The organism is Bacillus sp. REN16, assembly GCF_020731355.1.
Taxonomy (GTDB): Bacteria; Bacillota; Bacilli; order Bacillales; family Bacillaceae_L; genus Ferdinandcohnia.
Genome location: NZ_JAJFZK010000011.1, coordinates 47,354 through 68,973 on the forward strand (window position 1 = coordinate 47,354; position 21,620 = coordinate 68,973).

Here is a 21,620-nt window from a genome sequence, read left to right on the forward strand (position 1 = left end):
ATTACATCATTCCTTTCAAATAGATGAAGCTGAAGATGAAAATCCAGACAACATCTAGGAAATGCCAATACAAGGAAAAGATGAATGATTTACCAGCAGTTTCTGCCGTTATGCCTCTTTTTCTAATTTGAAGAATAATCATGGTTCCCCAGAATAATCCAAATGTTACGTGAAGCCCGTGTGTCCCTAAAGTTGTTAGCAAAATCGCTGTAAATGCACTAGTTTGTAAACCTGCCCCTATGTGAACATAGTGGACAAACTCATAGATTTCAACACCTAGGAAGGTTAGACCTAATAACAGTGTCACCACGAAGAAGCCTACCATTGCCTTTTGTCTGCCGATGCGCATCGCATGAACCGCAAGCCCGATTGTAAAACTACTTGTTAACAATAAAAATGTTTCGATTAATACAGGTGTGATTTCAAAAATCTCTCCGCCTGCTGGACCGCTGCCGACACGGTTTTCTAACGTAAAATACGATGTAAACAAGGTTGCGAAAAGCATGATTTCGGCACCCAGGAAAATCCAGAAACCAAAAATATTTAACTGGTTTTGATGCGAACTATATTCAAGAGGTTGCGAGTGATCTAGTTTCATAACTTAGCACCTCCAAGTTTTTCTTCTGTTTCATTTACTTTTTCAGCTGGAATATAATGTCCAGGATCTTTTTCAAATGAACGGTATGCCATACAACCAAAAATAGCAATTGTTGAAATAATCAATAGTGGCCAAATCGCAAACACGAATGAGAAGCCCCAGACAAAGAAAATGCTGCACATGATGAATGGAAGTCCACTATTGTTTGGCATGTGAATTTTATCAATTTTACCTGGGAAGAGCTTATGCTTCTTCTTCTTGTCATCCCAGAATGGCTCTCTTGAGTTTACACTCGGTGTTACTGCAAAGTTATACTCTGGAACTGGTGTATGTGTTGCCCATTCTAACGTACGTGCATCCCATGGATCGCTTCCGATATCTCTTGATGCATAACGAATGCTGTAGTATACGTTATAGACGATTAAAATAAAGGCAATCGCCATGATTCCAGCTCCGGCGAATGAAAGCATGTTCAACGGACCAAAGCCAGTTGATTCGGAATATGTGTACATACGACGAGCTTGACCGTCTAATCCTGTGATGTACATTGGGAAGAATGCAAGGACAAACCCAATTGAAAGTAACCAGAATGTCCATTTTCCAATTCGTTCATTTAACATAAAACCAAACATTTTTGGCCAATAATAGGTGAGCCCAGCTAGCATCGCAAATACAACACCAGGAATAATTGTATTGTGGAAGTGAGCTACTAAGAACATTGTATTATGGTACTGATAGTCAGCTGCTGACATTGCAAGCATAACCCCAGTTACCCCACCTATTGTGAACAGCGGGATAAAACCGATTGAGTAAAGCATTGGAACGGTGAAACGAATTTTACCTTTCCATAACGTAAATAGCCAGTTAAAGATTTTCACACCTGTTGGCACCGCAATTGCCATTGTTGTAATCGAGAAGAAGCTGTTAGATGCTGCTCCTTGGCCCATAGTAAAGAAATGGTGCGCCCAAACAAGACATGAAAGAACCGAAATAATAACGATTGATCCTACCATTGATGTGTACCCATACAGGTTTCTGCCTGAGAAGGTTGAAATGATCTCACTGTAAAGACCGAACGCAGGCAGGATTAAGATATATACCTCAGGATGTCCCCAAACCCAGAATAGGTTTGCCCAAAGCATATCCATACCACCGTTTGTACTTGCAAAGAAGTGCGTTCCGAATAGTCGATCCATTGTTCCCATTGCTAATGCAACGGTTAAAACTGGGAACACGGTAACAACGATTAAGTTCGCCACTAATGTAGTCCATGTGAACATCGGCATTTTCATTAAAGTCATACCAGGTGCTCTCATTTTCATAATTGTTGTAATCATATTGATACCTGTCATTAACGTACCTAGACCTGAAATTTGCAAGGCAATCATGTAATAGTTCGTTCCAACTGATTGACTGAAATCATTGCCTGCAAGTGGGAAGTACGAAGTCCAACCCGCATCAGGTGATCCCCCAATGACAAAGGAGATATTAAATAGCATTGCCCCCATAAAAAAGAGCCAGAAGCTAATCGCATTTAGGCGTGGGAACGCTACGTCACGTGCCCCAATTTGTAATGGTACAACATAGTTCATAAATCCAAAGATAAACGGCATCGCCATGAACATAATCATGATAACACCATGAGTTGTAAATATTTCATTATAGTGCTGTGCGTCTAATAGCTTTGCTTCCGGTGCAGCTAACTGTGCACGTAGCATAACTGCATCCACTCCACCACGGAACAGCATGATTAAGGCGGAGATTAAATACATAATACCAATTCGTTTATGGTCAACGGTTGTTAACCATTCACGCCAGAGATACCCCCATTTTTTAAAATAGGTTAATCCAGCGACGATTCCAATTACGGTAAGCCCGATTGCGACCATCGCTGCATAGATAGCTGGACTTGGATGTGGTATGGCAAAACGTTCGAAGAATTCCATCCGTTTGTTACTCCTTTCAAATGAAGTCTAAATTAGGCATTCAATATCTATTTATATCAATGACTATTGTGTTCTGAATGAGCTTCGTGCTTTTCATGATCTTCTTCGTGGACTTCGTGATCCTCTTCAGAATCACCTGATCCGTGATCATGCTCCGGCGGTGGTGCGAACTCTAGGTGAGTTCCTGTAAACGTCATTTGTCCAAGATGGCCAGGTTGTAAAATCTCATCAAATTTTTCTTCTGTTAGAGGCTTCGCAGTTTCTTTAACCTCGTCTACCCATTCATCAAAATCCTTCGGAGAAACGGCGTTAACGCTAAATGTATTTTCTGCAAATCCTTTACCACTGAAGTTTGCGTTACGTCCCATTAATTCACCTTGCTCATCAGCAGCAAGATGCAAAGTTGTAATCATATCGGCCATGGCATATTTTTGCCCGCCAAGCTGCGGAATCCAAAAGCTTGTGATTGGCCCATATGAATAAAGTTTAAATTCAATTGGGCGGTCGGTTGGAATATATAAGTAATTGACTGTTTCAATATCCTCTTCTGGATAGCTAAAATGCCACTTCCAATCTGAGGACGAAGCATAAATCACCAATGGCTCTTGGTCTTCGTAGCCTTGTGGTGTTGATTCAACAATGTAGTTACTTTGAACAGATACAACTGAAAGATAACCAACGATGATAATTGGAATCCCAATACAAATGGCCTCCACCCATTTATTCCCTTCAATATGTGGTGGTTCATAATCCTCAGGCATTTTAGAAGCCCGATACTTAATAAGGATATAAATTAAAATGGCAAAAACAACAATCACGACAATGGACATGATTCCAATTGAAAGCATAATATCACGAGCTTGTCGTTCTGCTTGTGGACCTTTTGGATCAAAGACGGCTAATGGCTCGCAACCTGTTAACACAGTGGCAATAGTGATAACCATCATAAAGAAAAACGATTTGATTTTCATAAAAGTACTCCTTTCCAAATGGATGCTCTTATTCACAACTATGTACGTCGCACTTTAATTGTGTACAACTTCACAAAGTTGTCAAAAATTTTTTAGCTACGTGTTTTTTTTGTAATATGTTGAAACTGCAGCTAAGGTTTATTGTGCAAAATATTATTTTAAAAACTTTATCACTGTGTAAACGATAATAACATCAAGTACCATAAAAAGTTGTTACAGAATAAGGAAGGAAGAATTTGTAAAAAGAAATTATATTAACATAAGCTTCCCAAACCTTGATGTGATGCATATCACAGGTGTTTTTTCGATTTTGAACAATTTGTTACAGTATTAAATTCAAAAAAGTTCCCACCATAATTAATGGAATTGTGACTATCAATCCATACTATAAAAAAGAGCTTCTTTAAGGTGGTGGGGACACTGAAAATATTATGGACTGTGATGCTTTTCTTTTCTGTTCAACAATTCCATTCTCAGGATAATCTGTACATAACTTATAAAGGAAATCCGATTGCCACGGTGAACCGTGCTGAATATTCACTTCCATTGATCGGTGTTCCTGCATTGAACACACAAAAGTATAATGATTTTTTAACCTACTTAGATGAACAAGTATTCGAGGAATCAAAGGACGCAAGGATTGGCAAAACGGGTGAAATCGTCAAGGAACAGGTTGGCGTGAAATTGAATAAGGATAAATTCACAAAGCTATTTTACTCTAATTTTTTTGGAAAAGGGGATTTCCTCGAGGTACCGCTAGAGCGAATTTATCCGCGAGTAGATAGTGAGCTATTATCAACCATTCGAGTAAAAAAAATAGGCCAATATGTAACGCATTTTAATTCCTCCAATAAAGAGCGTTCGACAAATATTGCTCTTTCAGCAGCAGCCATTGATAGTTATGTGCTTTTCCAAAATGAAACCTTTTCTTTTAATCAAGTAGTTGGAAAACGAACAGCTGCCAGGGGATATCAGCCTGCACCTGAAATCATTCGGGGTGAACTGATTGAAGGGATAGGTGGTGGAATTTGTCAAACTTCCTCCACCCTATTTAATGCTGTCGATCTTGCCGGTGTTGAAATTGTTAAGCGTTATTCGCACAGCAAACGTGTCGGTTATGTACCACCAGGCCGCGATGCAACAGTAAGCTGGTATGGGCCTGATTTTCTTTTTAAAAATACATATAATCAGCCGATTTTAATTAGGGCAAAGGTTTACGGCGGCACGCTTATCGTAACTGTTTATTCGTCGGAGGATATTAATTATACACCACGAAAAATCACTCCTAAAGTAAAAAGGGATAAAGACTAACACGACACCTTTGTTAGCTAGGTGAATACTATAGAAATGGGCAAAAAAGTTTTGATATACAGATGAAGCGCTCATGATATAGAAAAGAAATTCTACCGCTAACTATGGAACCTATAAATCCCTTATTTATAGTTATGGAGGGAGTGTTCATGAATAAGGATAAAAGGGAAACTATCGTCGCCGCTGCCAGCAATAGCGAAGGTGGCTCGAACTCATCTCCTAGTCATTTTCAATATAAACCACCTAACAATAGTGGAACCATCTTAGGAATAATCGGGGGTGCTTTAAGTGCCGCAGGTGACGCTCTGGCGACTATTGGAGCAATCATTCAACTCAATACCGATGTTTCTGACGACTTTCAAGATCAGGTAGATAATTTTAAATCAGCTCAAGAGAAGAATCAGATGCAGGAAGAAATTAACGATCTACAGGAAAAAGTGAAACAGCTTGAGGACCTTATTAAAAAGAACCAAAATCAAAACAAAAAGAGAGGCCACTCGTAATTACTTTGGTCTCTCTTTTTCGAACTATAATTGCACTTACGAAGCGATTAGTTTTTCGGCAAATTGTCTGCCAAATTCTTTGCAAATCAATTCGTCTTCCTCGTTTGGGGTGAGTTCAACTTTTAATGGATCTGCAATGACTTCTGCACCTCGTGCTTTTAGCTTTTCCGCGAGCAAGTCAACGGCGCCGCCGTAATTCGAGTAGAGTGTGCTCCCTGACCCAAATACTGCACTTTTTTTATAACGAAAATCAAGATGTTCCATTTCATCGTAAAAGTCTAGTAATTCATCGGGAAGCTCACCCTCACCCCAGGTATAGCTTCCGATGATAATTCCATCATAGCTAACGAGTTCCTCGGGGCCGATTTCAAAGCATTCTTTCACATCCAGTTGGACTCCTTTTTCCTTCACACCTTCTGCAATATACGTTGCCATTAATTCTGTATTCCCCGACATGCTTGCATAAACGAGAATGGCTTTGTTCAACGTAATCACCTTTTCGTTAGTTGTTCGCTTTTTTCCTAAGCTCATCTAGTTGTTTGATGATAATTTTTCTTTGTCCTTTTAGCTCAATTAAGCCCTGGTTTTGAAATGCTGAAAGCCTGCGACTCAATGTTTCCTGAGAGGTTCCGAGATAGGATGCAAGATCTCCTTTGCGTACCGGCAATTGAATCATCATCGATGCTTCATCCTGACCCTCGATTAGCTCGACTAAGTAGCTTGCAACACGCTTTTCCACATCCTGTGAGTTTAATTTTTCGATGAGGGCTTCTGTTTCATGGAGCCTACTCGTGAATTCCTCTAGGATTTTTAATGAAATGGTTGGATAGCTTAGAAGTAGTTGATGAATGTCCTGCTGATGGATTGTACAAACCTCTGTATCTTCCATTGCTTCCGCAAAGCTTGTTGTCATTGTTTTAGAAAAGAGGGAAAGCTCGCCGATGAAGTCACCTTGTTCAACAAATCGGATAATTTGTTCTTTCCCATTTTCAGTCATTCGGTACATTTTGACCAAGCCTTTATGAACAATGAAAAGATGTTCGGAAAGCTCATCTGAGTGAAATAGGAGCTCACCTTTCTTAAGCCGTTTTCTCACTGCAACTTGAGAGATTTCAGCCATTTCATTTTCGGTTAAATGGTTAAAAATCGGTACCCTCGAAATACATGAATTTTTCATGTGATCTTCATGATTACAAGAATGACAAGACATTCATCGACACTCCTTTTTTATTGTTCAGTCACTTGGACAAGTTTAAGGATTTTTTATACACCTGAATCAATTTCATAAATTTGAGCCCTACGGGCTCAAGGCTTTTAAGCACTAAAAAAAGGAGTACCTCCCCAAAATGTCGAAATAAGTAGTCACCACAACAAACTTATAAGACTGGAGGAAGACTCCCTATGACTATTATACGACAAGGAAGCCTATTTGACATACAAGAATTATACGATTTAGAACCTACCCAACGATTTGAAGCTATTTTTTCTGCTATTGACATTGATCCAATCTTCGCTGTGGTAACGAAGAAATCACGTTTTGGTAGACCTGTGGAGCTAAATTATGCTGCAATGATCTATTCATTAGTCGCTAGAATAACTGAACGTATTCCATTTGTTAAAGATCTAGTTAAGCGATTAAGGAATGATATGATATTCCGTCTCGACTGCGGTTTTTTAGTATCTGATTCTGTACCGTCTGAAGCTGCTTTTTCAAGAATGATTACAATCATCAGTGAATCAAATGTTTTGGAAGAAGTACAAGAAAACCTTCTTCAGAATGCGATTACTGAAGGATTCATTTCAGATGATACAGTCGCTATTGATGCTACTCACTTTGAGGCGAAAGATCAGGCTCCACCGAAAGAAGAAAAACCTATAACTGAACCTAAGAAACGTGGTCGCAAATCAAAGGAAGAGCGAGAACAATGGTTGATTGAAAAAGCTGAATGTGAAGCCACTCTTCCTCTATTTGAAAAGAAAATTGAAGAACAGTTAGACGTTCCTTTAGCCAACCTTCGAGCTGAGATTCCCCAAGATCCTCAGTGGGGTGTAAAGAAAAATAGCGAAGGAAAAAATGTTTTCTGGTATGGCTTTAAAGCCCACTTAGCTGTTGGAACAACAAGCCAATATATTTTTCAATCCCTGTTTTCTTCAGGTAATCTGAATGATGGGAAAGCTGCACTTCCCTTGTTAAAAGGGATTCATGAGCGAGTTAAACTTTCGACTCTATGTTTTGAAACAATGGATGCTGGATACGATTACGATGCTATCTATAAGCAGATACATCGAATGGGACACCAAGCTGTGATTGCTTATAATAAACGGAATGAGCCTGAGCCTATTGGATTTGATAAACATTTCGCACCAACATGTTTCCGAGAACATTCCTATCGGTATGACAGCTTCGATACGAAATATGAAACATTAAAATATACAAGTCCGAAGGAATGTAAAGATTGTCCTTTAGCTAATGAAGGTATCTGTCAAAAAGTATACAAAGTTCGGATTACAACAGATTTAAGAAAGTACACGGCACCAGCCCGTGGTTCAAAATCATGGAAGACAATTTTCAAACGACGTACAGCTGTTGAGCGTGTAAATGCCTACCTCAAGGGATATTTTCAACTTAACAATGTTCGATATCGTACTGGAAAACGTGCCAAGGTACATTTTGACCTAGTAACTTTAGTTTATAATGCTTCAAAACTAGCCGTAGACCGCTTCAACGCCATGTTAAACCAACAACAAGCTGCCTAAATCAAAGGCGATGATTAATCTATTCATTTTTGCCTTGTTGATTGGAGCAGAAGGCGGCGACTCCTGCGGGAAAAGCGTGTCCAGGTGAGACCCCGCAGGAGTGAAGCGACAAGGAGGCTCACGGACCGCCCGCGGAAAGCGTCCGCCTGGAGCGGAAATCAACAACTAAGTTCGTAGAGTTAAACTTATAAAATCCTATATTTCCCTTAGGGATACTTTAAACTTTTTCAAAACAGGGAATTATGAAATTGATTCACCTGTTTTATATTAATAAACATACCAGATGCAAGGAAAAATGCGTTGAAGAAACATGAATGATTAATTTATTTGTCACAATTGAATCGAAATTTTCTTCCTCGTCTTTATTGTAAGCGGAGGCGGTTAGATAAACTTTGACGCAGGTCAAAATTGGGGAGGGAATTTGAGGAATATAAAAAAGAGGAGGCAACCCTCCCTTAGTTTTGACGCGTATTTTTCGAATATCCATTGCGCGAGCAGTATTGCTGTTTCAAGAGTTTTGTCTTACAGAATTTCGCTCAATTAATTCTGTTGTTAATTTATAATATTCATCAATTTTTTCCATTGAGAGCAATTGGAAAATAAGGTGAACAGCAAGAGCACCTGCTTCATATTTCGGCTGCCTTATTGTTGTCAATGGTGGTGAAATATATTCAGCTAATTGAATATCATCGAATCCTATAATAGATATATCATTGGGGATATCAATTTTCTTTTCTTCTAAAGCTTGTACTCCGCCAAGTGCCATTTCATCATTTGCGAAGAATATAGCTTGTGGCAATTTTTGCTGAGCGATTAAAAGCTTTGTTGCCCGATATCCACCTTCACGTGTAAAATCTCCTGATATTTTCCACTTTGAGTAAAATGGGATGTCATGTTGTTCCAAAGCTCTTTTAAATCCTTTAAATCGCATTTCATTATCATGGGATTTATATGGCCCACTAATATACGCAATATCTTTATGTCCATTCTTAATCAAATACTCAGTAGCAATAAAGCCGCCTTGTTCGTTATCAACCGCGACATGGTACACGTACTCACTTGTAATATCTCGATCAAGTACTACAATTGGGAATCCTTCTCTCGCGGACTCAAGGATTACCTCATTACTGATATTATGAGCTAATATAATCGCACCATCTACTCTTTTTTCTTTGAGAAATTTAGCTGCTGTGGATTGTGTTCCCCCGATTGAACTACAAGCAATCAAATCATAGCCGTTAGCCATCGTAACTTCCTGCACACCCCTAATTAAATCTGAATAATACGGTCCTGATAAGTCACTTAATATTAAAGCAATAGTATTTGTTTTTGTTCTCTTAAGGTCTGATGCAATTCCATTTTTTTGATAGTTCAACTGTTTTGCAGCTTCCACAACTTTCTTGATTGTATCCTTGCTAACCTTACTACTACCATTGAGTGCATAGGATGCAGTAGATATAGCAACTCCAGCTAACTTAGCCACATCTTTTATTGTTGTCATTGTACTCACCTCCCTAGTGTAAAGGCTTCACTATGTGTAAACGTTTCCTTCTACATTGATAGTTTGATATTACCCTATTGATTTTGATTTTTCCATATTTCAGGCTAAGCATTTATCATTATCTATTTTTTGATTAAAAAGTAATAAAAAGGCGACCCTTGAGTCACCCTTTCTTTTTTATTTTCATTATGATAAAGAATAGACAATTGCTTCATACGGACGTAATTCAATAGAAGTCGGATTACTAGAACAAGTATTATAGTTACTTATTAATACATTAGCCTTGTTATATTGAATATCATTGGGTAGAGAAAAAGTATGCTTTCCATCGTAAAAATTCGCAACAATTAATAAAGTTTCATTATCGAAACTTCTTGTATATGCAAAGATTTCCGGATGTTCCTCTACTAACAATTCAAAGTTACCGTACACAATTGTTTCATTATTTTTTCTTAACGAAATTAACTTCCGATAATAATGGAAGATTGAGTTTTCATCTTCCAATGCTTGTCGAGCATTTACTTTACTATAATTGGGATTTACAGAAATCCAAGGGTCCCCAGTAGTAAAACCTCCATTAGGTGAATCGTTCCATTGCATAGGGGTTCTTGCGTTGTCTCTTCCTTTTGCATAGATTGATTTCATGATTTTCTCATGAGGTATTCCCGCATTCATTCTTTCCTTGTAAAGGTTTATTGTTTCAATATCTTTATAGTCATCAATGCTATCAAAAGCAATATTAGTCATACCAATTTCTTCACCTTGATATATATAAGGTGTCCCTTGCATCATATGAAGAACAGTTGCAAGCATTTTAGCTGATTCTACTCGATACTGCTTATCATTACCCCATCTTGAAACAATTCTTGGTTGGTCATGATTATTCCAGTATAAGCTATTCCATCCATTATTATGGAGGTCCTTTTGCCATTTCATAAGTACTCTTTTTAAATCTAAAAGCTCTAAATCCTTTAACTCCCATTTACCTTTCCCCTGGACTTCATCAAGTGACATATGTTCAAAGGTAAATACCATATCTAATTCGTCCCTGCCAGGACCAGTATAAAGCTTTGCAATATCAGTAGTGGCGGAAGGTGTTTCTCCAACTGTCATGACCGGATATTTAGACAAAACTCTTTCATGCATTTCATGTAAATACTCATGAAGTTTTGGACCATTTGCGACAATTCCATTGTCTATCTCTTTACCAATTAAATCTATTACATCCATTCTGAACCCACTAATACCCTTTTCAAGCCAAAAAGTCATCATTTTATAAAGTGATTCCCTCACCTTATTGTTATGGAGGTTAAGGTCTGGTTGCTTCTTGCTAAATAAATGAAAGTAATATTGGTCTGTTATAGAATCAAATTCCCAAGCCGAGCCACCAAATACAGAGGTGATATTACTTGGAGGCCCACCATTGCCATCTCGCCAAATATAATAATCACGGTACTCATTGTTCTTCGATTTTTTTGATTCAACAAACCATGGATGTTCGTCAGATGTATGGTTAATGACCAGATCCATTATAATTTTTATATTCTTTTTGTTAGCCGCTGCTATGAGTGATTCCATATCTTCCATTGTTCCGAAATCATCCATTATCGAATAATAGTCACTAATATCATAGCCATTATCGTCATTCGGAGACTGATATACAGGACTTAACCAAATGACATCGATTCCCAGAAGTGCTAAATAATCCAATTTCTTGATAATACCAGGTATATCACCTATTCCATCTCCATTACTATCATTAAAACTTCTTGGATAAACCTGATATACAGTGGCGGTATGCCACCATGCCTTACTCATACTATTCCCCCTTTGAATTATGGATTATTTAATCCCAGACATTGTGAATCCTTCAACAATATATTTTTGGAAGAATGAGAAGACGATCATAATTGGTACAACCATTAAAGTCGCACCCGCCATTTGTAATGCAAAGTTATTGCCATATTGTCCTTTTAATAACGAAAGTCCTACAGATAACGTATATAAACTTTCATCATTCGCAATAATTAATGGCCACAAGAAGCTATTCCATGCACCAATAAATGTAAGAATTCCCTGCACCGCAAAAATTGGTTTTGCTACTGGAATGATTAATTTAAAGAAAATATATAGTTCACCTGCACCGTCTAATCTCGCTGCTTCAATTAGATCAGTTGGTATTGTTGACATGAACTGCCTAAACAAGAATATGCTGAACGCTGCTGCTAAACCAGGTAATACGATACCTGTCATTGTGTTTGTTAGTCCCATCTCATTTAGCAATAGATATACAGGAATCATTGTAACCTGTCCTGGAATCATCATAGTCGCAAGAACGATATAGAAAAGTTTTTCTTTTCCTTTAAAATCATATTTTGCAAAACCATACCCGGCCATTGCATTTAATAACAAACCTACAAATGAAAGGAATACTATAATAATCGTATTACGGAAATATATTCCGAAATTCATACTTTCAAATAAGTTAATGTAATTTTCTAAAGTTGGATTATCTGGTATTAATGTTGGAGGTATCTGTAAAACTTCACTCTCTGGTTTAAATGAGCTTGATATCATCCATATGAAAGGAATAGATACAAGAATTCCACCGATAATTAATAACAAAGTTATCAAAACACGCTCAATTTTTCCTTTTTTTGATGCCATTCTTTTCAACTCCGATACTTCAAAAAATAATTACTGTTTTACATATCTGTATTAGATTTTTGTAATCTAAATTGAATCAATGTTACGATAATGATTATGATAAATAGAACAAATGAACCTGCTGCTGCATAACCAAATTCACTGAACTGAAAACCTGTTTTATAAATAAATAAGGCAAGTGATATGGTCCCGTCTAATGGCCCACCGTTTGTCATAACAAATGGCTCTTCGAAAAATTGTAGCCAACCAATTAATGTTGTAACTGTTACAAAGAATGTCGCATAACGAAGAAGTGGAATCGTAATATTAAATAAAATTTGAAATCTATTAGCTCCATCCATTTCCGCTGCTTCATAATAAGATTTTGGTATTCCTTGTAATGCTGCAAGGAAAATGATCATATTGATACCAATACCTTTCCAAACCGCTAACAATATTAAGGATAGCTTTGCAATTGTTGGCTCATCTAACCAAGGTACCTTGTCTACATTTAATAATGAAAGTAAAAAGTTAAATAACCCGTATTCCGTGTTATAAAGATATCCCCACACAACAGCTACCGCAATGATGTTTGTAATGGATGGCATATAATATACACCACGGAAAAATCTGAAGATGAAACTTGTCCCATAATTCAGCAACAAAGCTATACTTAGTGAAATAACAATAACAAGAGGAACACCGATAATTACATAGAAGAAAGTATTAAAAAGGGATTTATGAAATAATTCGTCTGATAACAATTCAACGTAGTTTTCAATACCAACAAAATTGATATTAGACCAATTAGCAAGCCCTTTTAAATCTAAGTCGGTAAAGCTAATTACAAATGCAATAATAATCGGTATTAAACTAAACACAGTTAATATTAAAACTGCTGGTGCTATAAACATATATGGATGTCTATTTCTAAATAAACTCTTTATTCCGTTGCCCATATTACCCCACCTAACTAAAACGAGCTTCCTAACTGATAAAAATGGAGCACAAGCATATTTTACGACCCATATGAATAATAGTACGTACCATGCTTGCAACTCCATATCTAAGAAAGGATAGCGCTTATTCTATTAATAACTATAAGTCTTACATTAATCCTGCATAATCTTCTCTACTTCAGTTCGGAATTTATCAAGTTCTTTGCTTAAGTCTGCACCACCAACATTAACTTTTTCTAATGTAGCAATTAGCTCTTGAGCAACTTTTTCAAACTGAGTAATTTGTGGACTACCTGTTGTATTTTTCAGTTGTTCTCCGAAGGTTGATAACATTTCATTTTCTGCTAAAACTGGATCTTCCCAAGCTTCCACTCGTGAAGGCAGCGTATTCGAAATTTCAAGCCACTCTAATTGTGTATCAACATCAGTAACATATTGAATGTACTTTAAAGCTTCATCTACATTTTTAGAATTATGGAAAACAGTAAAGTTTGCTCCACCAATGCTTGAAGTATTTGTTTCTTTTTTAGGCATAACCGCTACTGACCATTTACCGTCTAAATCTGGAGCTTGATCATTAATGATATTAATCATCCATGGACCACTGAAGAACATTGGTTTTACGCCATCTTTAAAGGCTTGGATAATGTCCATACCTTTAGTTGTTGGACTTAATCCTTCTTTGAAATAACTTGTTAGATACTCCATTGCACCTTCAAATTCAGGGCTATCAAGATTCAAATTCGGCTTTTCAGTATCAAACTCAAATCCATTTTGCCAAGCAAAGATAAATGGTGTTACTTGGTCTGCTTGGTCGATATCAAGACCATAGAATCCCTCGCCGCGAGCAGTAAGCTTTTCTGCTGCATCTTTTAGTTCATCCCAAGTTGCTGGTCCGTTTGGATAACCAACTTCCTCTAGTAAATCGGTTCTATAGTATATAAGTCGTGTTTCAACATACCAAGGAACCCCAACAATTTGATCTCCAAAATGCATTGATGTTTGTGCGCCTTCAAAATAATTTTCAGGCTTGAATTGAGGATAATCCTCTAAATAAGGTGTTAAATCTAATAGCGCTCCTGCATCTGCAAATTCAGGTACCCAAGTAGTTCCTAATTGTAGGACATCCGGACCTTTACCAGAAGCAACTGCGGTTAGCAATTTATCATGTGCAGTATCCCAAGGGATCGCTTGTACTTTAACTTTGATACCAGGGTTTTCTTCTTCAAACTTCTTAGTTAATTCATCTAATTTTTTACCTTCTTCTCCCATTGCCCAAACAGAAATTGTTTTATCTCCATTTTTTCCGCCTTTAGCATCTTCTGTATCATTTCCACCACAAGCTGCTAACAACATGGTAATAGAAATCATTAAAGCTAATAGTAAACCGAAAGATTTCTTCATCATTTCTAGCTCCTTTATTAAGAAATTTTTCAACAAAGTAGTAATTGCTTATATGATTGTACTTTTCCCTATTACTTGGTAAACATTCATACAATTATAAGCCCCTTACTCAAAAAAACGGAACGTTTCACTAATAAGATCAAGAAGTCCAAGCGCTATTTTCCTTTACTTCTTTTAAAAAAACTTCATTTCTTTACACATCATTTCGAAACGTTTCGACAAATTGATTATAATCCGATTTGAATTCGCTTTCAATAGTTTTATTTAAAATCAATAAAAAAATTTTTTTTTGGAATAATAATACCAGCACTCACATCCTAATTTATTTAGCATGAAGCCTTGTATCTACTAGGTTTGTTCTCTTATTGTAATTGAATTTCTAATCTTGGTTTTTGTCTGTAATAGATTCTTTCCATTGACTCTATGATTAAAAACCACTTATAATCCAAATTGTATTCACAATAGAAACGTTTCACTAAAAAATAACTCATGTTATAAAATAGGGTTTAGATTTGGAGGATTAAACATGAATAACAAATTAGCCTTAATAATTGAAAAGATGACGTTAGAAGAAAAAATTGCACAATTGATGCAATTGGCTACTCCTTTCTTTAAAGGTGCAGCTGATCAGGGACAAATTACAGGTCCTATGCAAAATATGGGTATAAGTGAGAATGATATAAAAAATACAGGCTCTGTATTAGGTGCTTCCGGTGCAGCAGAGGTTATCAATATTCAAAAGAAACATATCGAAGAAAACCGATTAGGAATTCCTCTATTAGTAATGTCTGATATTGTACACGGATACAAAACAATTTTTCCTGTACCATTAGCAATTGGATGTTCATGGGACTTAGAATTAGCAGAAAAGAGTGCTGAAGTTGCCGCCAGAGAGGCTGCTGTTTCAGGGGTACATGTAACTTTTGCACCAATGGTAGATTTAGTTCGCGACCCTCGTTGGGGCAGAGTAATGGAGTCTACTGGCGAGGATCCCTATTTAAATAGTTTGTTTGGAAAAGCATTTGTTCGGGGGTTTCAAGGATCGGATTTATCAAATGATTATTCTAGAGTTGCAGCTTGTGTAAAACACTTTGCAGCATATGGAGCTTCAGAGGGAGGACGCGATTATAACACTGTCGATATGTCTGAACGTCAGCTTCGTGAATACTACCTACCTGCATTCAAAGCAGCGCTTGATGAAGGCTGTGAAATGGTAATGACGGCATTTAATACGGTTGATGGCGTTCCAGCAACAGGAAATAAAAAATTAATGCGTGATTTACTACGTGATGAATGGAAGTTTGAAGGAGTTCTGATTTCAGATTGGGGAGCTGTGAAGGAATTGATCCCTCATGGAGTAGCAGAAGACGAGAAAGAAGCAGCGTATAAAGCAATTGAAGCTGGTGTTGATATTGAAATGATGACTGCTTGTTATGCGAAACATCTAAAAGAACTTATTAAAGAAAATAGGATTGCAGAGGAATTAATAGATGAATCTGTCCTTCGTATCTTGACTTTAAAAGAAAAACTTGGCCTATTCGAAAATCCGTACCGTGGTGCAGACGTTGAAAAGGAAAAGGAAATTGTATTAAATGAGAATCACCGCAGATTATCTCGTGACCTTGCGACTAAGTCTTGTGTTCTTTTGAAAAATGAATCCGTTTTACCACTTCAAAAGGATCAAAAAGTTGGTCTAATTGGCCCATTTGCAGAAAACGGTGACATTCTTGGTCCTTGGTCTTGGTTGGGTTCTAAAGATGATGCTATAAAACTAAGTGACGGTATAAGAATGAAACTGGATGCTAGCCAACTTCTGATTGCAAAAGGCTGTGATATCGAGACAGGCACAAGTGAACAAATTAATGAAGCCATGCAAATAGCTAAAGAATCTGATGTTATTGTTTTAGCTCTAGGGGAAGCATCAGAAATGAGTGGTGAAGCTGGTAGCCGAGGAAATATTCGTTTACCGCAAATTCAGTTAGAACTTGTTGCAAAAATAAAAGAACTAGGTAAGCCAATGGTAGCTGTTTTATTTAACGGTCGCCCACTTGATTTACATGGAGTAATTGATCAAACAGCTGCTGTTTTAGAGGCTTGGTTTCCAGGTACTGAAGGCGGAGCAGCAATTGCCGATTTATTATTTGGAGATTCGAACCCTTCCGGTAAGTTATCAATGTCGTTCCCATTCTCTGTCGGTCAGATCCCTGTGTATTATAACCAATTTAATACCGGCCGACCTAAACATGCGCAAGATGCCCAAGAACGGTATGTTTCACAATATATAGATATACCAAATTCACCGCTTTTACCATTTGGCTTCGGGCTTAGCTATACAACTTTTACCTATAGTGATATGTCAATTTCATCTGATAGATTGACACATGACAATCCGCTAACTCTTTCAATTACAGTTAGCAATAGTGGCCAAATAGCCGGCGAAGAGGTAGTACAGCTCTACGTAAGAGATATAGTTGGCGACGTTGTTCGCCCGGTAAAAGAACTAAAGGATTTCAAAAAAATTCAACTCCAACCTGGTGAAATTAAGAAGGTGACATTCACTTTAAAAGAAGAACAACTTCGTTATCATCATAGTGACCTTTCGTATACAAGTGATCCAGGAAAGTTTTTAGCATTTATAGGTTCGAATAGTAGAGACGTTTTATCTTTACCATTTGAGTTACGTAAATAAATTGGCAAGGAGACAATAAAATGGATTTTAAAAAGAGACTTGAAGCAGGTAATGTACAATTTACGTTTTTGAACAGTGGTGACATTTTTCATGTATCTCACAAAACTACAATGATTAATCAGTTAATGACAGATCCAATTAACGGGTCATTAAATAATCTTTATCTCCGCCTATATTATCCAACAGGAATAAAGGCGATTCCTTTACTTGGTGTACATTCTTCCAGCCATGTAGAATTCTTGGATTCTAAAGTTATATGGACAGGTTCCGTAGACGAAGTTCATTACCAAGTCATTTTTACATTAACAAAACAAGGTATTTGGTTCTGGGATGTAACACTCAAGGGAAATGATGTTGAGGCTGATATCATTTATGGCCAGGATTTAGGGCTTGCTGATCAAGGTGCTGTGAGATCGAACGAAGCCTATATGTCCCAATATATGGACCATGCAGTCTTTAATGACGAGAAAAGAGGATATATTGTATGCACTCGCCAGAACCAACCACAATCTGGTGGGACTTTCCCATATATCCAACAGGGATCCTTACAAAAATCGATTGGATATTCTACTGATGGATTTCAATTTTTTGGATTGTCCTATAAAGAAACAAACGAACCTGAAATACTAACAAAGAACACCTTAGCGAATGAGGTCTATCAGTACGAATTTGCATATATTGCCTTACAATCTGAAAAAGTTACACTATCTGGGACACACCAATTCGTTTTTTATGGGGTATTTAAAGAAAACCATTCAAGTGCTATAACTAGCTTAGAATTCGAAGCGGAACTATTACAGGCTTGGGAGCAAGCAAAAATGTCTGAAACATCCATTGGTCAACCGGCTCCTAAAGTTGTCATTTCCTCTTCAATCGGTGAACCGCTTCAAACCATTTCAATGACAAAAGAGGAAGTTGATCAATACTTTCCAATCCGTTATCAAGAGGAATGGGATAGTAACACTCTATTATCTTTTTTTACAAACACATACGAGCATGTTGTTCTTAAGGAGAAAGAGTTACTTGTTGAACGTCCACACGGTCATATCTTGATGAGCGGTCAAAATGACAAAGTTAAAGATGATACAATGACGACAACTTCCTATATGTACGGCGTCTTTAATTCACATATCGTTATTGGAAATACATCCATGAATAAGATGATGACAAACATGAGGAACGCACTCAACAATACAAAAACCTCTGGTCAACGCATATATGTTGATATAAATGGAAGCTACCAACTATTAACGATGCCATCTATGTTTGAAATTGGTTTTAACTATGTTCGTTGGTACTATAAAACTTCTGAAGACTTACTTATGATTACAAATTATACAACGTTAGATCGTCCTGAAATCCGTTTACAAGTCAGATCAGCAAGTGGAAAAGAGTATCGCTATTTGGTAACGAATCAGATTACTATGAACAATAACGAATATGAGGTTCCATTCCGTTATGAAGCCCGGAATAATGAGATTACATTCTTTGCAGACTCTTCTTCAGATAGTGCAAAGACATATCCCGATTTAACATACAAACTATATCTAACTGGGTCTAAGATGACAGTATCAGACGAAGAAAAAATAGCTTCAAACGTTGAGCCGGGTTCAGCTTCTCTAGTCGTTTTAGAGGTTGCTCCCACTAAAGAGTGGACAATTACCATCCAAGGACTTCTAAATGGTGAAGATATAACACTTGTGGAGCTTGATCCAGCATATGAAATTGAACGTTATCGCACTTATTATCGTCAAGTCATGAATGGCTTCCATTTGTCCATGCAAGGTGAATCTTCAGAAGAGCTTGAAAAAGTAAACGCCCTTGCCTGGTGGTATACTCATAATATGCTTGTTCATTTCTCAGTACCACATGGACTTGAGCAATATGGTGGGGCTGCTTGGGGTACTCGCGATGTATGTCAAGGACCTACTGAATACTTTATGGCTACACAAAATTATGACACTGTCCGCGACATTATTAAAATCGTATATTCTCACCAATATCAAGACGATGGTAACTGGCCACAGTGGTTTATGTTCGACAAATATTTTAAATTTCAACAGGATGACAGCCACGGAGATATCATAGTATGGCCTCTAAAAGTAATTAGTGATTATTTGGATGTAACGAGAGACTTTTCAATTTTAGATGAAGAAGTTCCTTATACTGTCCGAGGAAGCTTTGATTTCACTGAAAATAAAGCTACACTCAGAGACCATATTAATAAGGAAATCCAATATATAAAGAATAATTTCTTACACGATACCTATTTATCATCCTATGGTGATGGTGATTGGGACGATACATTGCAACCAGCCAATCCACAATTAAAAAAATATATGGCAAGTAGTTGGACAGTAGCCTTAACCTATCAGGCAATTACTAAATTATCTAAAGTTCTTTCCGACGTTAATGAAACAGAATCAGAAAAGCTTATGACCCTTGCTAACGGGATTAAAGAAGATTACAACAAATATATCTTGCAGACAGACGTTATTCCTGGATTCGTATACATGGAAGATCCAAATAACCCTGAGTTGATGGTACATCCGTCAGATACTAAAACAGGTATAAACTATCGTCTTCTTCCAATGCAACGCGGAATTATTAGTGAATTATTAACACCGGAACAAGCGAATGCGCATTATCAAATAATTAAAGATAAACTATATTGTCCGGATGGAGTTAGACTAATGGATCGCCCTGCCCAGTATAAAGGTGGAGTGAGCACGAATTTTAAACGCGCGGAACAAGCTTCAAATTTTGGTCGTGAAATTGGACTTCAATATGTTCATGCACATATTCGTTATGTTGAGGCAATGGCAAAGCTTGGTTATATTGATGAGGTTTGGAACGGCTTAGAAATTATTAACCCAGTTGGTATACAGAACGTTGTTCCAAACGCGGAACGTCGCCAAAGTAACGCATATTTTAGTAGTTCAGATGGTAAATTTAATACCCGTTACGAAGCACAAAAACGTTTTAATGAATTACGTGAAGGAACTGTAAAAGTAAAAGGTGGTTGGCGCATTTATTCAAGCGGCCCTGGAATCTATATGAACCAATTAATATCTAATTGTTTAGGAATACGCTATGAAGCAAGAAATTTAATCATTGATCCTGTGTTGCCACAAAAGCTTAATGGCCTAACTCTAAATTTTGAGATGATGGGACAACAAGTAATAATTACGTATCACTTGGAGCAAAAAGAAAAATCCATTTTAATCAATGGCAAGAAAATTGATACAGAGACAACTAAAAATCCATATCGTCAAGGTGGATTCTTAATAACAAAAGAAACAATTGAACAACTGTTTAAGAGTAGGGATAATGAAATAGAAGTTTATCTATAACCAAAAGAGCCAGTTTTCGAACTGGCTCTTCTTGTTATTCCACTATGTGCTCCCCTAGTTTTGACGCGTATTTTTCGAATATCCATCGCGCGAGCGGTATTGCTGTGGTGCTCTTGCTGGGTAGCGCAATGGGAAGCTGAACATATGGACAAGCTTTGTAAATGGAATCGATGCAAATAACAGGAACGACAGAATGACATGCGTCTTAAACAAAGTAGGAACCCCGAGCATTAATTCAGGCTGTGGATTAAGTGTGAATAAGCTTCGAAACCACGGCCCGATTGAAATTCGGTACTCGTATGCCGCTACTGTTGTGTTGTACACCAAAGTCATATACGTACCTAAGCCAGCCACTATAAGCAGTAAAATAATAGTGAAATAACTCCCTGCTGATGTATGAACATGTACACGCTCAATTGCAAACTTTCGAATCAAAAATAAAATTAATCCGAGCACAACCATAACTCCAGCAACACCACCCCCCGCTATTGCAAACAGGTGATAGGTATGGTCGTCAATTCCAATTGCATTATAAAATTCAAGAGGAATCAGCATCCCCATTACATGACCGACAAAAGCAAAGATGATTCCGTAATGGAAGATGACCGATGCATAGCGCAGCCACTTTTTCTCAAAGATTTCCGTTGATGGTGCAGTCCAGCTTTTTCCACGGAACACAAACCGATAAAATGTTCCTACAACAAGGATTGCGATGCATATATAAGGATATGCGGTCCACCAGAAATGTAGTTCCATCCAATAACCTCCTTTCAAAATTGAAAAGCGCAAGGCACCTGCCTATCGGCGACAAGCATAAGACGAGCGCTGACAGAAGGTGCCCTTGACCTTCAGAAGCGATTGACTTATGACCTCGAGCCGATGGTGCCTGGAGCTAGCCATCGAAAACGACTTACAAAAATTTCATTTATCCACATAAGAACATTTGTTTTCCACAGCCTGTGGATGCTTTTGTGGATAGTGC

The 21,620-nt window shown here is 37.4% G+C and carries 16 protein-coding genes; 5 read left to right on the forward strand and 11 right to left on the reverse strand.

The annotated features are described in order from the left end of the window. Position 1: 1 nt before the first annotated feature. The 3 genes from qoxC to qoxA are packed head-to-tail and all read right to left on the reverse strand — an operon-like array spanning position 2 to position 3,515. Positions 2–598, reverse strand: coding sequence for a cytochrome aa3 quinol oxidase subunit III (qoxC, locus tag LKW28_RS16255; RefSeq protein WP_229141406.1), 597 nt, complete (start codon positions 596–598; stop codon positions 2–4). After that, positions 595–2,544 carry a cytochrome aa3 quinol oxidase subunit I gene (gene qoxB, locus LKW28_RS16260; RefSeq protein WP_229141407.1) on the reverse strand — a complete coding sequence of 650 codons (1,950 nt, stop codon included), beginning with the start codon at positions 2,542–2,544 and terminating at the stop codon, positions 595–597. The genes qoxC and qoxB overlap by 4 nt, the downstream gene beginning before the upstream one ends. A gap of 56 nt (positions 2,545–2,600) precedes the next feature. Then, complete coding sequence (qoxA, locus tag LKW28_RS16265; RefSeq protein WP_229141408.1) at positions 2,601–3,515, reverse strand: cytochrome aa3 quinol oxidase subunit II; 915 nt, start codon at positions 3,513–3,515, stop codon at positions 2,601–2,603. A gap of 441 nt (positions 3,516–3,956) precedes the next feature. On the opposite strand from qoxA, the gene LKW28_RS16270 reads away from it, so the two are divergent. Both LKW28_RS16270 and LKW28_RS16275 read left to right on the forward strand, forming a co-directional pair. Beyond that, positions 3,957–4,826 (forward strand): VanW family protein, encoded by an 870-nt coding sequence (locus LKW28_RS16270; RefSeq protein ID WP_229141494.1) that lies wholly within the window; start codon positions 3,957–3,959, stop codon positions 4,824–4,826. A gap of 149 nt (positions 4,827–4,975) precedes the next feature. After that, complete coding sequence (locus LKW28_RS16275; RefSeq protein ID WP_229141409.1) at positions 4,976–5,329, forward strand: hypothetical protein; 354 nt, start codon at positions 4,976–4,978, stop codon at positions 5,327–5,329. 36 nt (positions 5,330–5,365) lie between these two features. On the opposite strand, the gene LKW28_RS16280 is transcribed toward LKW28_RS16275, so the two are convergent. Together LKW28_RS16280 and LKW28_RS16285 are read right to left on the reverse strand one after the other, a co-directional pair. After that, complete coding sequence (locus tag LKW28_RS16280; protein ID WP_229141410.1) at positions 5,366–5,815, reverse strand: flavodoxin; 450 nt, start codon at positions 5,813–5,815, stop codon at positions 5,366–5,368. A gap of 16 nt (positions 5,816–5,831) precedes the next feature. Further along, positions 5,832–6,539, reverse strand: coding sequence for a Crp/Fnr family transcriptional regulator (locus LKW28_RS16285; RefSeq protein WP_229141411.1), 708 nt, complete (start codon positions 6,537–6,539; stop codon positions 5,832–5,834). 191 nt (positions 6,540–6,730) lie between these two features. Here LKW28_RS16285 and LKW28_RS16290 point away from each other — a divergent pair, with 191 nt between their 5' ends. Then, positions 6,731–8,086: a transposase gene (locus LKW28_RS16290; protein ID WP_229141412.1), complete on the forward strand. Its 1,356-nt coding sequence runs from the start codon at positions 6,731–6,733 to the stop codon at positions 8,084–8,086. Positions 8,087–8,594: 508 nt separating this feature from the next. On the opposite strand, the gene LKW28_RS16295 is transcribed toward LKW28_RS16290, so the two are convergent. From LKW28_RS16295 to LKW28_RS16315, 5 genes are all read right to left on the reverse strand, one after another. Further along, entirely contained in the window at positions 8,595–9,587 is a 993-nt protein-coding gene (locus tag LKW28_RS16295; protein ID WP_229141413.1) for a LacI family DNA-binding transcriptional regulator, read from the reverse strand. Positions 9,588–9,773: 186 nt separating this feature from the next. Beyond that, positions 9,774–11,405, reverse strand: a complete 1,632-nt coding sequence (locus tag LKW28_RS16300; RefSeq protein ID WP_229141414.1) for a glycoside hydrolase family 13 protein — start codon at positions 11,403–11,405, stop codon at positions 9,774–9,776. A 24-nt stretch (positions 11,406–11,429) separates the two neighbouring features. Continuing rightward, positions 11,430–12,254, reverse strand: coding sequence for a carbohydrate ABC transporter permease (locus LKW28_RS16305; protein ID WP_229141415.1), 825 nt, complete (start codon positions 12,252–12,254; stop codon positions 11,430–11,432). A gap of 38 nt (positions 12,255–12,292) precedes the next feature. Continuing rightward, a complete protein-coding gene (locus tag LKW28_RS16310; RefSeq protein ID WP_229141416.1) occupies positions 12,293–13,192 on the reverse strand; it encodes a carbohydrate ABC transporter permease in 900 nt (299 codons plus the stop codon). A 153-nt stretch (positions 13,193–13,345) separates the two neighbouring features. After that, positions 13,346–14,596, reverse strand: coding sequence for a sugar ABC transporter substrate-binding protein (locus LKW28_RS16315; protein WP_229141417.1), 1,251 nt, complete (start codon positions 14,594–14,596; stop codon positions 13,346–13,348). A gap of 526 nt (positions 14,597–15,122) precedes the next feature. On the opposite strand from LKW28_RS16315, the gene LKW28_RS16320 reads away from it, so the two are divergent. Both LKW28_RS16320 and LKW28_RS16325 read left to right on the forward strand, forming a co-directional pair. Then, positions 15,123–17,285 (forward strand): glycoside hydrolase family 3 N-terminal domain-containing protein, encoded by a 2,163-nt coding sequence (locus LKW28_RS16320; RefSeq protein ID WP_229141418.1) that lies wholly within the window; start codon positions 15,123–15,125, stop codon positions 17,283–17,285. 20 nt (positions 17,286–17,305) lie between these two features. After that, the gene (locus LKW28_RS16325) at positions 17,306–20,638 is read left to right on the forward strand and encodes a cellobiose phosphorylase (protein WP_229141419.1); all 3,333 of its coding nucleotides are present in this window, start codon (positions 17,306–17,308) and stop codon (positions 20,636–20,638) included. Positions 20,639–20,692: 54 nt separating this feature from the next. Here the strand turns inward: LKW28_RS16325 and narI are convergent, their stop codons facing one another. Then, entirely contained in the window at positions 20,693–21,394 is a 702-nt protein-coding gene (gene narI, locus LKW28_RS16330) for a respiratory nitrate reductase subunit gamma (protein WP_229141420.1), read from the reverse strand. Positions 21,395–21,620 lie beyond the last annotated feature (226 nt).